The 14202-nt window shown below is 59.8% G+C and carries 11 protein-coding genes; 4 read left to right on the forward strand and 7 right to left on the reverse strand.

What is annotated here, in order from left to right; translation table 11 throughout:
* Positions 1-57 precede the first annotated feature (57 nt).
* Positions 58-1125, reverse strand: a complete 1068-nt coding sequence (locus AC1D08_RS07585) for an acyltransferase family protein (protein ID WP_477422872.1) — start codon at positions 1123-1125, stop codon at positions 58-60.
* 331 nt (positions 1126-1456) lie between these two features.
* Between AC1D08_RS07585 and AC1D08_RS07590 the strand changes: the two genes are divergently transcribed.
* The gene (locus AC1D08_RS07590; RefSeq protein WP_477422874.1) at positions 1457-2914 is read left to right on the forward strand and encodes an oligosaccharide flippase family protein; all 1458 of its coding nucleotides are present in this window, start codon (positions 1457-1459) and stop codon (positions 2912-2914) included.
* Between the two features lie 60 nt (positions 2915-2974).
* Here the strand turns inward: AC1D08_RS07590 and AC1D08_RS07595 are convergent, their stop codons facing one another.
* The 5 genes from AC1D08_RS07595 to AC1D08_RS07615 all read right to left on the reverse strand — a co-directional run bounded on the left by AC1D08_RS07595 (position 2975) and on the right by AC1D08_RS07615 (position 9186).
* The gene (locus tag AC1D08_RS07595; protein ID WP_095080638.1) at positions 2975-3910 is read right to left on the reverse strand and encodes a glycosyltransferase family 8 protein; all 936 of its coding nucleotides are present in this window, start codon (positions 3908-3910) and stop codon (positions 2975-2977) included.
* A gap of 80 nt (positions 3911-3990) precedes the next feature.
* On the reverse strand, positions 3991-4968 hold the full coding sequence (locus tag AC1D08_RS07600; RefSeq protein ID WP_477422876.1) for a glycosyltransferase family 2 protein: 978 nt from the start codon (positions 4966-4968) through the stop codon (positions 3991-3993).
* A 125-nt stretch (positions 4969-5093) separates the two neighbouring features.
* Positions 5094-6410, reverse strand: a complete 1317-nt coding sequence (locus AC1D08_RS07605; protein WP_477422878.1) for a polysaccharide pyruvyl transferase family protein — start codon at positions 6408-6410, stop codon at positions 5094-5096.
* Between the two features lie 301 nt (positions 6411-6711).
* A complete protein-coding gene (locus tag AC1D08_RS07610; RefSeq protein ID WP_477422880.1) occupies positions 6712-7869 on the reverse strand; it encodes a glycosyltransferase in 1158 nt (385 codons plus the stop codon).
* Positions 7870-7908: 39 nt separating this feature from the next.
* The gene (locus AC1D08_RS07615; protein ID WP_457153833.1) at positions 7909-9186 is read right to left on the reverse strand and encodes a glycosyltransferase family 4 protein; all 1278 of its coding nucleotides are present in this window, start codon (positions 9184-9186) and stop codon (positions 7909-7911) included.
* Between the two features lie 136 nt (positions 9187-9322).
* Between AC1D08_RS07615 and AC1D08_RS07620 the strand changes: the two genes are divergently transcribed.
* Complete coding sequence (locus AC1D08_RS07620) at positions 9323-10513, forward strand: glycosyltransferase family 4 protein (protein WP_457153832.1); 1191 nt, start codon at positions 9323-9325, stop codon at positions 10511-10513.
* On the opposite strand, the gene AC1D08_RS07625 is transcribed toward AC1D08_RS07620, so the two are convergent.
* Positions 10506-11738 carry a glycosyltransferase gene (locus AC1D08_RS07625; RefSeq protein WP_457153831.1) on the reverse strand — a complete coding sequence of 411 codons (1233 nt, stop codon included), beginning with the start codon at positions 11736-11738 and terminating at the stop codon, positions 10506-10508. The genes AC1D08_RS07620 and AC1D08_RS07625 overlap by 8 nt on opposite strands.
* 245 nt (positions 11739-11983) lie before the next feature.
* Here AC1D08_RS07625 and AC1D08_RS07630 point away from each other — a divergent pair, with 245 nt between their 5' ends.
* Positions 11984-12856 carry a glycosyltransferase family 2 protein gene (locus AC1D08_RS07630; protein WP_477414128.1) on the forward strand — a complete coding sequence of 291 codons (873 nt, stop codon included), beginning with the start codon at positions 11984-11986 and terminating at the stop codon, positions 12854-12856.
* A gap of 14 nt (positions 12857-12870) precedes the next feature.
* On the forward strand, positions 12871-14181 hold the full coding sequence (locus AC1D08_RS07635) for a polysaccharide biosynthesis/export family protein (RefSeq protein WP_095080625.1): 1311 nt from the start codon (positions 12871-12873) through the stop codon (positions 14179-14181).
* The last annotated feature ends 21 nt before the right edge of the window (positions 14182-14202 follow it).

Here is a 14202-nt window from a genome sequence, read left to right on the forward strand (position 1 = left end):
CCCCTTTCGGAGACTGCTCCTTAGGTCCGCGTCGTCAATGGACAGCCGCCGGTTGGATTACCTTGGCAGACTGCCAGCCTCCAGCGGCGGCGGCCTCCGCTGAAGGATTGTGGCCTTCCGCAGCAGTTCCAGAATTGGCTTTTCCACAAAGAGATGCGTCAGAACACCGACAATAAGGCACAAGCATATGATCATAGGAGCGAAGGAAACCTGTGATACTCCCCCAACGAATGTCGCCTTGATTAGCCAACCATACCCCAGCATGACAAAGATGTGGGTTAGGTAGATGGCATAAGATGCATCCCCAAGCAGGATCACTCCCCGGCCGGCCTTCGATCGCGGTTTCTTGGTCTTGAGGAAGGCCCCCACTATCAAAGTTGCTGGAAGGCCCCATGCGATGACTCGCAATATGGCTGTATCGCCGGGATGGCTAACGAAGACTGGAGAAACAATTATCAAGAAAAACCCGAGCGCGCCGAGTGCCGGCGGATACTCCCATTTACTTCTTGAGATAAACAATAGCGCTATGGCAATACCGAAGCAAAACTCAAGCACGATAGGGCTAGAGATAAATTCAGAAAAACTCGAATCCTGAATCCAACGCCCTAACACAATTCCGCAGATCATAAGTAAAACTGTCGAGATTGACGTTTGAATAAGTTTCCCAAAAATGAGACATACCGCGAATGCGACATAAAAATACATCTCATATGAAAGCGTCCATGCGACAAATATTAACTTGTCTCCTGGAAGCAAAAATATAGAATTAAAAATTGAAAACTCGCCTATGTTTTTGTGCTTCAAAAACCCAACCAACGATATTGCCAGTATCCCAGCGCTGCAGATCCAATACAGCGGAAATATTCTTCTTGCCCGTTTGATCATGAAACGCCCAGGTGTATCCGCAGCTCGACCAGGCGGAAAGCTCACATACACCATGATGAAACCGCTGATTACGAAGAAAAGATCTACGCCTGCCGCACCGAAAGTCGCCATCCAAACCGGGCTGAACCGCCCAGCTTCCGATCCATCGGACATGTCGAGGGTGTGGCGAATGACGACGCCCGAGGCTGCGATCGCACGGAGTATCTGCAGTCCATACAGTTCGCGATCCTGCTGGTCCATCCCATCCGGTCCTGTGAGAAAGAGGGGGCAAAGAGGGGTCACTGACCCTACGTCTAACCGGCCTTAATACAAGGCATCCCTCCGACGTGGCCCTCCTACGTCCGACGAATGATCCCTGCTTGCTCGTTCGGCAAATATTCCGCCAACCGACCGCCCCGACGACTTCAGCCGCCGGCGAGCCAGCCCAGGCGCAGACGGAGCACTTGGGTTTGCGCTACCGCTTTAGGCGGCTGTATTCCTCGCCTATTGGACGCCATGACTTTCGACTGGGTTTGTCCGACTATCCGTCGGGACGCAGGCGGCGGGTCGCCTCGGTCGGGAAGGTACACGCATGCTTTCGGTAAAACGCGCATTGCTGATGAGCGTGGGCGAACGCTACGTGCTGCTCGTGACGAATTTTGCCACAGCAGCTTTGATTTCCCGGATATTGACGCCCAAGGAGATCGGGGTGTCGGTGATCGCCATGGCCATCATGGCGATGGCCCTGTCCCTAAGGGAGTTCTCCAGTGCGAGCTTCCTCATCCAGCGCGAGGAACTCAGCCGTGAAGATATCCGCGGCGCCTCTACGGTAATGTTCATCCTCACCGGGGTCATCGCCGTCGTTCTCGTCGTCGTTTCCCCTCTTCTGGCCTCGTTCTACAGCGAGCCGACCCTCATCCCCTACTTCAGGGTTGTCGCGGCCTGTCTTTTTCTCGACACCTCCTTAACCCTGATAACCGCGTTGCTGCGGAGGGAAATGTCCTTCGGCAAGGTTGCGGCCATCGACATAGTGGCAGCGGTGACGAACTCCGCGGCGACGATCATCCTGGCACTGGCGGGCTTCAGCTACATGAGTTTCGTCTGGGCGTGGTTGATCGGCAGCGGTCTTGCTGCAGGCCTCGCCTTCGTCCTATGGCCCCACTTCTGGATGTTCAAACCGTCCCTCGCCAACTGGCGAGGAATGGTTTTGTTCGGCGGATACAACGGCGCCATCGCCATTCTTTTCCGCATCTTTGACGCGCTGCCCCTACTCCTGCTCGGCCGCTTCATATCGCCGAATGCTGCAGCTTTGTTCAGCAGGACTCTCTGGATCGGCCAGATACCCGACAAGTTGGTTATCGGAGGCGCCATGGCGGTCGTGCTGCCCGCCTTCTCGGCCGAGGTCAGGCAAGGCAGGGATTTGAAACGTCCCTATCTATCCGCCCTTTCCCTCATCACCGCGCTCCACTGGCCGGCGCTCCTCGTGCTGTCGGTTTTGGCGTACCCGACCGTGAACATCGTGCTTGGTCACCAGTGGACCGAGGTCGCGCCGCTGGTGCAAATCGTCGCAATCGCGTTGCTGTTCTCCTTCAGTTTCGAACTCAATTACCCCGTAATGGTTGCGATGGGGGCGATCCGCGACTTGTACATCCGCGCGCTGATCGCCTTCCCAATTTCGGGCATTCTCCTCGCCGCAGCCATTGTCTTCGGCGGATTGCAGGCAGCCGCCTGGTGCATGCTAGTGACTGTTCCTTTCCAGGCATATATTGCCCTGAGCTTCGTCCGGCGCAGCCTGGGACTTGGACGCATGGAGATCGCCGCAGCGCTTGGCAAAAGTGCTGTCGTTGCCTTCGCGAGCGCTGTCCCTCCCCTCGCAGCAGTGGGGATTTCCGGTTCCGGCTTCGAGCTCTCCAATATGGAAGCCATTGCGGCGGGACTGTTGGCGTTCGGGGGATGGTCGGCTGGATTGATCATCACCCGGCATCCCCTGCTTGATGAGATCATCAAGATTTTCCCGGGACTCCGGCGGGCACGGGTTTCGGTAGGTTGATACCGAAACTTATCCGAGATCCCGCGCCACCAACTCGCGGCAAGTCGACGGGAGGACTGCTCAGACGGAGGGGCCCGGAAGCTGTCCAATGAGCCTCGAAATTCTGATCCGATACGCTCTCCTGCGCAATCTGTTGACCTTGTAGGTTAACCCCAGATACGCAGGAGGAATATTCAGACCGAGTTCCCCGCAGTTGCAAGATATACGGCCGAGTACAGACCGTTCCTGGCTGTCGATGCGATGTGCCACCGCCGGCAGGAACTTCTCCGGCCCCGTATAGTGGCGGATCAACGCCCGATCCCAATAGCTTGTCTGGAATGCCGACTTCTGCACGTTGAATTCCACGGGAAGCGTCTCCCATGCCCCTTGGGCCGCGATGTTGAAGGCGCATTGGTCGATATGGGTGCATGAGCCGTCCCAATAGGGACAGAAGTACGCGTGCGACTTTAGAGCGGACGAGAACCGTTCGGGAATTCCCGACCCAATCCATCGAGACACATCGATGGCCATAAAGCCGGAATTGAAGTAACGCCGTTCGAGGCCATGCTTGTCGCAGTTCTCAAAGAATGCGCGGTTGTCGAGACCTGTGCAGATGGAAAGGTCGGGCACGGCCGCGAGAGGTCGCGTCGTCGGGGCGGCAGCTGCCAGATCAAGAGGCCGCACGGCCAGTGTATCATTGTCGAGGTAACAGACGACATCGTGATCGCCCGAGACGGCGGCGATCGCTGCGGTTTTTTCATAGGCAGTCGATGTTATGTGGCCATGACCGGGTAAACCCCGGTCGACCGTCGGAAGGCTGTGGGTCGCCAGCCGATGACCCTTCGCCTGGAGGATCCTGAGCACCGTCGGCGGGGGGGCCGAGCTGAACCCCGATTGCACGATATGGATGTCTATCCCCCGTGCATGATTTAATCCCAACGCCACCGCGCTGGCATAGGTGAGGTCATCACGCTTGCCGTCGGTCAGGTAAACGACCCCGATGCGCTTTTCGGTCATGCGTTATCCTCTACGCGGACGGCATCCGATCCGAGGCTGAACCAGCGTGATGGCAGCCACATGGCCGGTCACATCGTTTCTCAATGCCGGCTCCAGGCCTCCGCCAGGCGCGTGCGGATGTGGCCTAGCGGATTGGGCATATGGGCCAGGTAGTCTACAGGCGGAATGTAGGCCAAGCTTGGCGAGAGCTGAGCCGCAAATCTAAGCAGATCAAGACCGGCTGCTCGCTCACCGCGCGCTATGTGTGAAAGGCCGGACCAGTAGGCGCGCTTTCCGAGGTTTCGGTAAACACCCCTGCGCAACCGTTCCACCCCGGGCACGGAGGCTGCCTCGTGCGAGAAAAAACTGTCGAAGGTGAGTTTCTTCTCGATCATGTCCCGCTTGAAGTCCTGCCAGAATATGGCGGATAGATTCGCGCCGTGCACGCGCCGTATTCCGTGAATCGCCTTTGTCAGCGCCGCTCTGCGGCCCAGTGACAGCCGCAGGAACATTTCCAAGTCCTCGCTGAACGATATCTCCGGCCTGAAATGGCCAACCCGTTTGAGGTCGACGGTTCTCATCACCGCTGCGCCGCCTCCAAACAACACTTTGCTGGGAAGCGACCGTTCCAGGGCGAACGATTCCATGGACAGAAATCGCCAGTCATGTGCGTCTGAATTCTCCACGGCCGGGAAGGGCCGGTCCTCATGCCAAACCAGTTCGCCTCCACACGCAAAGGAAACATCGGGTTCCCGCTCAAGAACCGACAGGGCACGTTTAAAGCAACCCTCGACGAGCAGATCGTCGGCACAAAGTATCACAAAATACTTCGAGACGGCCCAATCGATGCCCTCATTGCAGGATGCGTGCAACCCGAGATTTTTTTCGCGTGCGATAACCGTTATCCGCCTGTCATGGCTTGCCAGTTCATTTGCAACATCGACACTGTCGTCGGTTGACGCATTGTCAACGATCAGAATCCTGATGTCTTCTACTTGCTGGCGCACGATGCTCTGGACGGACTGAGGCAAGTAGCGCCCGTAGCAGTAATTTGGAATCACAACGTCGATTAGTGGCATTGATCAACCTTCACGAATTTGTTGAACGTGGGAGCATCTGCTCATCTGTTTCACCAAGACGGCGATCCGACCTTCGGTGTCGCTTTCATGGATTCTTGCGTCGTCCATGCCCGCCGCTCTCGGCTTCACGACAAGATCGGACGAGACACCGCATGGGCGAAAACTTGTGTTCGAAGAAGAACCTCCTGGTCCAAAAGTTGTTGCCGGTATCGCGAAACCGTTTCGCGAACTTCCTGCGCTCGCAATTCCCGCTCGGCAAGGAGTGCGTCCAGCCGCGACTCCAGCCATTCGACGCTGAAGGTTTCGACGCTGGTGCAAAAGGCCGATAGACCGGTGTCGGCAGCAAGTGCGTCGTGCTTTTCGAGGTATCCGAGAGATATGACAGGGAGCCCGACCCGCAAGGCGCAAACAACATTGTGAAATCGGGTGGCGACCACGACGTCAGTCGTCTGCATTTGCGCCATGACGTCGTGCAGCGATGCAGACCGACTGAAAACCACCCGGGCCAAATCAGCGTCGGACAGCCGGCCGCGGAGTCGCTCGATGAGATCGACCACCGCAACCTCGTCATTGTCCTGGCCCAGGATAAGTCGAATGTCGAAGCCTCGTGTCACAGTGCGTGCGACAAACTCCGCGAGCTTGGCAAGGTACGTCTCATAGATCGAGTCATCTCCACCCGTGCGACCGCGGTAGTTCATCACGCCCACGCCAACAACAGTGGTCTCGGAGACCTCACGCTCGACGTTCAGGATTGGTAGTCCGAAAGCAAGATCGGGAAAAACCCGGTCGTTCGCAACATCAACCCCGAGGCTTCCGACGAATTCGCGTGAAATCCTATCGCGAAACGAACGATATGACGCGCAGCGGGCAGTCCAGGCGAAGAACACGCGACTGAGGGGGTGGTAAGCAGGCCCGGCGCCGATGCTCGCAAATGCGACGACACAGCCCCTTAGCCGCGCCATCAGGAACCACTTGAGGAAAACGTAGGGCATTCCAAACGGAGTGTCGCCAAAATCATCGAAAGCGCCAGTTCCGGGCAGTATGACAGCATCAAAGCCACGAAGTTTGCGGAAGGCGCGGACCGGTCCCCACATTTTGTAGGGCACTCGACCGAGCATGCGGTTCGCCAAGTCGAGCCAACGCGACTTGATGGCCGGCCGCGTCAATCTGATGGTCTCCACGCCGAAGGCTTTCTCGACGGATTCGGGCCATGTGCAAATCACGGAAAGTTCGGCCTCGGGGCAAATCCGCCTGAGCGTGTCGATCATTGCCTCGAGTGAGCCGTCATTGCCGAAGTTGCCGACGCCAAACTGCCCTAACAGGCCAATCCGAATTCGCTTGGTGCTTGGCACAGCATGCGCGTGGTCGTAGCCATTGATCCATCGATGCGATCGGAGCTGAGGCTCAAGCACGGTTTCAGTTTGCGTTTTTTGGGACTGCATAAGAACCCGTAGCTTTCAAGTGAGTGAGTGAGTGCAGTGCACTATAGAACCACCTGTCCGTTTCTTCGCCTCAACCTATGGGCTGAAGAACACCTCTTTTTGGGTGTGTCAGCGCCTGCGGGTGGCCGGGCGTTCGGCAATTGAAGCCTTGTCCGGCGGCGCACCTTATGAGGCTGATCTGCGCCGAAAAGCCCGTTGACCTGACCGCTGCGGGATACCATCGCCACAAATCCGTCAGCTCACTGCGAGCGAGTGCAAGGTCACGGCCTAGCCGGGCATTTCAGCCAATGGGCTTTGTTGCCTACAGTTTGCGCAAACCTGCACGTCTGGCTGCGTCTGCGGTCAGCAAATCCCTCCATTGCTGGAGAAACCGATCCTTGGTTGCAGCTGACGCCGTGTTGCGCAGCGAGCGGCTTGTTTCCGCTTTCTCCGCAGGGCTTCGGGAAAGTGCTTTTCGCATCGCGTCTGTGATCGCCGCGGGATCGTTCGGCGGCACCTGCAAGCATTGGCCTCCCACCGCCTCCACGAGCGCACTGTCCGCGGACACTATAGGCAGCAATCCCATGTAAGCGGCCTCCAATGCAGGCATCCCGAAACCCTCGAGAAGGCTCGGCAGCACGAATGCCTCGGCGTTCGCATAGAGCCAGCGCAGCTGTGCATCGGGCACGTAGCCCATGAGCCTTACTCCGGCGATGGATCCCGCCAGTTCCGCGGTCTCTGCATGACCATCGCCACGCGACCCACACAAGACGTATTCTATTCCCTCACGATGGAATCCACCGTCCCGATACGCCTTCAGGGCGGCGATCTGGTTCTTGCGGGTTTCGAACGCGCCCACGGTAAGAAAATACCGACTGCTCAAGCCGGAGATTGCTTCCGCCGGGCCGTCAAACAGTTCGGTGCGCAGATACAGCGGGATTGTCGTCAGGAACCGGAAACCGGAGCCAAAAAGAGACTTGAATTGCTGTGCAGAGAAATTGCTGACGAAGACGACCCCCGGCTTGATGCGCCGGATCTTCTCGTAAGCGAGGTGGTAGTTGGCGCAAGTCCGTTCGCCGTAGAGGTCTTTGTGCGTCAGCGGACCGACATCGTGGCACAGGACGATATCATTCTCGGTCAGGCGTGACCTCAGGACGTAGAGCGGATCCAGAAACAGCCGGAAGCCACGCTCTTCGACGCCGTCACGGATCAGGAGAAACTCGCTGTCGCGGAGCCAGTTGATTTCCAGCATCATCAGCCGGGCGACTATCTTGCGGACAAGACCCTCGGGCGCGAAGGAACCGAGCCGCCAGTAGCGGACCCTGGCCTGGCCCGGGACAAATTCCCCGGTGAGGTCCTTGGCAATGTGGTAGGCGCCAGTCCTGTTCAGGATCGACAGGGAGTTGTCGAAAAGAAGCAAGCTGGCGGATGCCTGTCTGCTCGCGGCGCGTAGGTCGTGCGGGTCGGGCCGCTCGTTCATCGTGCTCTCCTGGAGATCAATCCTTGTACTGGCTGCCGGTCAACTGCCGTACTCCCCGAAATCGGCGTCGACCTGAACCATCAGTTCGAGGTATTTCCACGCTATCCACCGCCAGGAATAACTGCTCGCCCTCGCGTGCCCCTTGGTGACCAGCCGTTGCCGCAAGTCCGGGGAAAGCATCAGCAGGCGGATGGCTTCGGCCCATGACTGGACGTCGTCGGGATCGGCATAGAGGGCCGAATCCCCGCAGATTTCGGGAAGACACGGCGAGGTCGAGGCCACGACCGGGCAGCCCGAAGCCATCGCCTCGACAGCGGGCAGCCCGAAGCCCTCGATCCGTGACGGGAACAGGAAGCACAGGGCGCCTTCGAGCGCCTTCTTGAAGTCGTCATCCCCTATGCGGCCAGGGAGGACGATGTTTCCGGGCATTTCCGGGACGTACCTCAGGACCGTGGTCTCGTCGACATCGCCTGGCATCCAGAGGTCGAGACCCATCCCGTCGAGGAGTGGGGCCAGCCTGGCGAGAAGCCCCATGTTCTTGTATTCCTGGTCCCGCCTGCCAAGGCAAAGGACATACGGCCTGCCCCGGTCGACGACCAGAGACGATCTCGCGGCATCCCATCTCTTCGCATGGTCGCTGCCGTTGTAGGTGACGACGATGTTTTGCTGTGGCGCGATCCCGAAATCGACCAGATGGCTGCGCGAGAGTTGCGAGACCGTGGTGATGCGGGCGGCCCGCCTGCCGAGTGCCGGCAGGATCAGGCGGTGCGCCCACCGGAACCCCCGCGCGTAGCTCGACGGCATGAGCCTGGTGTGCATGTCGTGGATGCACGCGATCTGGCGCCTCAGCACGACCGGAGCAAGGTTGCAGAAACTCAGCAATCCTCCGGGCACATGCCAGGGCAACTGCGCCTGCACCCAGAATTGGGGAAGTCGCGGCCTGTTGAATTCGGGAACAACACGCACGGAGATGGCATCGAGGCGGAGAGGTTCGGAAAGCGGGCGCGGCACCACGAGATCGATTTCCAGATCGCGACCGAGGGGATGCCCTTCCGAAATGAGGGCGTCGAGAGCCAAGGTGACCTCGCGGGCGTAGCGGGCCACTCCGGTCGGCCGAAGCGTCGTGAAGTCTCCGTTTATCGTCCAGCGTCGTCTCGGCGCTTCCGGGTCCACGCACACCGCAGCCGAATGCCCGATCAGGAATTCGGCGCCGTCGGCAGCAGATCTGGCCAGGGGTGTATCGCCTCGGTGTCCATTCACCCGTCTGGCCCGTCTTGGTGGCGGCGACTCCGTCGTGTCGAACTCGAGTTTGCCCATGTCCCCCTTCCCCGGTCCTTCCCGCACCTTGGGCCAGACTAGCATCCCCGGGGGCACCAAGGCCCTCAAACGTTTGAGGTAGGCACGCTGTCCGACCTCGCCTATCCGGATGATTGCCGCTTAGCCGGATGACCCGATGGCCATGGTGACCTGGCGTCTTTCCGGCTCCACATTGATGGTTCGAAAGGGGGACGACATGGCGCGGCGTTGGACCATCAATGGGCGTTTTCTTTCCCAGCCGACAACAGGTGTCCAGCGTTATGCGCGCGAGGTCGTCCACTCTCTCGACGCCTTGATCGCGGAACAGGAGCCGCTCGCCCGCGGCCTGGAACTCAGTCTGCGCTGTCCGCCCGGGTCCGGGGACATCCCGCTAGCTTTCATCGAACGTCGCGAGATCGGCCGCACGAGCGGGCATGTCTGGGAGCAGGTGCAACTCGCCTCATCCCTCGATGGCAGCGGACTGCTCAGCCTCTGCAACACCGGGCCGCTGCTTTCCCGCAAGCATATCGTCTGCATCCATGATGCAAATGTCTGGAATGCCCCGCAGAGCTACTCCCTTGCCTTCAAGCTTCTCTACAGGAACCTGTTGCCCGGCCTCGGCAAGACGGCGTGCGGAATTTCTACAGTTTCCAACTACTCCCTGGATGAACTGGTTCGCCGCGGCGTCATCCCGGCAGAACGGGCTTTCGTCGCGCCGAACGGCCATGAGCATGCCTTGCGATGGAAGCCTGAACACTCGGCACAGACACGGCTGGCGGCCTCGCGGGAAACCGTTGTCCTGATCGGCAGTGCCGCGCCCCACAAGAATGTGGATCTCCTCCTGAACATGGCTGATCGTCTTGGCGAGGCCGGCCTCAGAATAGCGATCGTCGGCATGTCGGATTCGCGCGTCTTCAGGTCAGGGACGGCCAGGACCGAAGCTCGAAACATCCACTGGCTCGGCCGCGTTTCCGATGGCGAATTGGCGGCCCTGCTCAGGGACTCGCTATGCCTGGCTTTCCCCTCGCTCACCGAGGGCTTCGGTCTCCCGGCCCTTGAGGCGATGGCCGTCGGCTGCCCCGTGGTGGTTTCCGACCGCGCCAGCCTGCCTGAAGTCTGCGGCGGCGCAGCGCTGTTTGCACCGCCCGACGACCCGAACGCATGGTTCGACAGTTTCGCGCAGCTTCGCGGTTCCCAGGCCTTGCGACTGCAGATGATAGGCAAGGGAAGGGCGAGAGCCTCGGCATACAGCTGGAGGGCGACGGCCTTGCGTTATCTCAAGGCGATGGCGGCCGCGGACGGCGTCGATGCGGAAGCGAAGATCGTCAGGGCTCGCGAATTCACATGATCTCGTGAAGTGCCTGGACGGCCCCGAGTGATTCCAGGATCGCGCGGTCGAAGTTCTCCTCGGAAAAGCGTCCGGCATTCCTGGCGCAAGCGCGGGGTGTGATGGCATGGCTGTTCGCTTCGAACCGTTCGACGGCCTCCTTGAGGTGCTCGACGGTCTGAGCCTTGAACAGGACCCCTGTCGGCTCGGGGGATGATCCCAGGCGCTGTACGATGTCGACGGCCCCGCCGCGGCCGAAGGCGACCAACGGCGTCCCACAGGCCTGCGCCTCGGCCAGCGCTATGCCGAAATCCTCGCAGCCCGCAAAGACCATCGCCTTCGCCCGCGCCAGGGTGTCCACATAGTCTTTCCGGGGCAGGTAACCCGAGAAGGTGATGTTGGGACCAGCAAGCGCCCGCAAGCTGGCTGATTGCTGTCCTTCGCCAACGATGACCAGTCGCCGCGACGGCATCTCGTTGAAGGCCCGGATGACGAGGTCGGTGCGCTTGTAAGGGGCGAGGAAGGACGCCGAAACGTAGTAATCGTCCTTGTCCTCCACACAGGGCAGTTCCCCCAGTGAGACCGGCGGGAAAACGACGCGCGCCGCGCGCCCGTAAATATGCTGGATTCGGGAGCGGACATAGTTCGAATTCGCCAGCATCAGGTCCGGACCGTGCGCGGTTCTCGTGTCCCACGTCCTCAGGCGATGCAGCATGTACCGATAGAGCATTCCCTTGGGCCCGAAGCCAAGCCGCCCTTGCTGAAGATACGAAAACTGCTCGTCCCAGGCGTAGCGGACGGGGCTGTGCACATAGCATAGATGCGGCTGGTCCGGCCTGGTGATCACGCCGCGCGAAAATGCGGCCGAAGACGAGATCACCGCATCGTAGCCTGTCACGTCGAACTGTTCGATCAGGAAGGGACAAAAGAAGAAGAGTGATCGATAGAATTTCTGGACCATCGGGATCCGGTTGGCCGCGGAGGTATGGAATTCCACGTCGTGGAAATATTGCTCCTTCACCTCGGGCGGCAGGAAATCGAAAAGCGTGAAGACTTCGGCATTGGGGAACTGCTTGCAGATTTGCGCCAGAACCCGTTCCCCTCCCCGGAAATTCGGACACCAGTCATGAACGACCGCTATCTTCGCATACCTGTCGACGGCAGGCCCCGGTGCGGCCGGGAACTCCTCGATGGGCACATCGACCTTGGCCGCGACCGCCAAATCGGAAGAGCGTTCGTGGAGCATGGTTCCCCCTAGCCTCGTCAGGCCAGCAGTCTCCATTCCATCTTGTTGCCCCGGCAAGTTGTACGATCGGTTACAGGCTGTTCCGGACGCATGCCTATCTAATACTTATGGCTGTGGGTCGTTTACAGGGATACTCCGAAAGCCTGTGTCCGGGGGTAGGCCAAGCTGCTTCCGTCACCTTTTATGCAGGCTGTTTCGGTCCCCTCGTCGGTCTAGGTTCGGCGGGAACCGAAACTGGATCGAGCATGAGACTCGCAGTGATAATCCCGACCCTTGGCCGCCGCGGACAGGTCGCGCGCCTGCTTCGGTATTTGGGTGACCAGACGAGACTTCCTGACGAGGTCATCGTGTCTGCGCCCGACGCCACGCATGTCGAACTGCCGGAAGATTGTCCTTTCCCCTTGTCGCTCGTTTTCGGACCGATGGGATCGTCTGCCCAGCGGAACACGGCTCTCGTACCTTCCCTGGCGCGCTTCGACATCATCACATTCTTCGACGACGATTTCGTTCCGTCCACCGAATACCTGGCGCAGGTCGAGAAAGCTTTCGTGGAAAATGACGGATGGGCGGTGGTGATGGGCATGGTCGTCAGGGACGGGGCCACGAATGCCGGCCTCACCTGGGAAGATGCCGAAGCCGCCTTGCGGGAAGCCCGGGGCAAAAAACATGATGGGCCACCGGTGGTCGATCATGTCGGTGCGTACGGATGCAACATGTCCTTCCGGTCCTCGTTTGTCGGAGATTTGCGCTTCGACGAGCGCCTGGTCCTGTACGGCTGGCAGGAAGACATCGACTTCACCAGCCAAATGAGATCCAAAGGTCGCGTGGTCTGCGTCACTGCAATCACGGGCGTCCATCTCGGCATCAAGTCAGGCCGGGTCAGCGGAAAGCGGTTCGGCTATTCGCAGGTTGCGAATGCGATCTACCTGATCAGGAAGGGCTCCGTTCCGGCCTCTTTCGCGCTTCCCCTGATGTTCAGGAATATTGCAGCCAACCTCGCAAAGAGCCTGCGGCCCGAGCCGTATATCGATCGCAGGGGCAGGCTCAGGGGCAACATGCTGGCGATCCTGCACATCGCCATGGGACGAATCGAACCCGAATACATCCTGAAAATCTGACGGCGGGAAAGACAATGCGGAAATGGCTCTTGACGGTGGCGGCGGCTTCATTGGCGGCAGCAGCTGCCTGCCCCTTGCCGACGATGGCTGCCGAGTATCTCCTCGGACCCCAGGACAAGGTCAGGCTCAAGGTTTACGAATGGCGCGCATCACGCGACGTGATCTTCGAATGGACGGCTCTCAACGACAGCTTCGTTGTCGGTGCCGACGGCACGCTCTTCCTTCCATTCGTCGGCCAGATACGAGCGCAAGGCACCGCCCCCGGCGACCTCGCCCGTGCGATCGGCGACCGCCTGATGCAGCAGATGGGACTCGGCCGCCAGCCGGATGTCGCCGTCGAGATTGTCCAGTACAGGCCGTTCTACATCGTCGGCTACGTCACGCAGCCCGGCGAGTTTCCCTTCAGACCCGGACTGACGGTCTTGCAGGCGATGGGAATCGCCGGCGGCTTGCGAACACGCGAGGAGGACATGTCGAGGCTCGAGCGTGAAGTCATCGCGGGCCAGGGCGACGTGGGTCTGCTGGCGCTGAGCAACGTCAGTCTGCTCGCCCGCAAAGCGCGGCTGGAATCGGAACTGGCTGGCAGCGACGACATCGCCTTCCCTGCGCAACTGATGGACAGAGCTTCGAACGAGACGGTCGCGGTTGCGATGGAGCAGGAGCGCAAGATCTTCGCTGTCCGCAAGGACGCCATGGCGACGCAACTCCGTGCGCTCCGCGAACTCAAGGATTTCCTCGAAAAGGAACTGACCTCGCTCGGCCAGCAGATGGCCTTCCACGACCAACAGATCGAACTCATCCAGAAGGAACTCGCGGGTGTTTCGGCCCTTGTCCAGAAGGGGTTGGCGGTTGCACCGCGGGAACTCTCTCTACAGGGAACGGTCGCACAGATGCAGAGCGACAGGTTGGTTGCCGAGACCTCGCTTTTGCGAGTCAGGCAGGAGATAAGCAAGACCGACATCGAGATCCTCAACCTCGCCAATAGCCAAGCCAGCGAAGTCGCCGCTTCCTTGCGCGAGACGCAGCTGCAGCTCAACGAAGTGACCAGCAAGGCCAACACCGCGGTGCAGTTGCTGCACGATACCGAGGTCACGGCACCTGCTCTGCTCGCCCTTAGAGAGCGCGGCGAACGGGCCAAGCCGATCTTCAAGATCGTGAGGATGACGGACAGCGGCTCGCAAGAGCTCACGGCTGAGGAAACCACGCCGATCGAGCCAGGCGATACCGTGAAGATCGATATCCCCCCGCCGCCGTCCGGCTTGGCCGCCCTCCCTGCAGGCGGCAGCGTGCAGGCAGAGACGCTCCCGATTCAGGGCACCAACTGATCAAACTTGCATGGTTCAGTG

The sequence above is a fragment of the Mesorhizobium sp. P2_E6 genome, assembly GCF_056403835.1.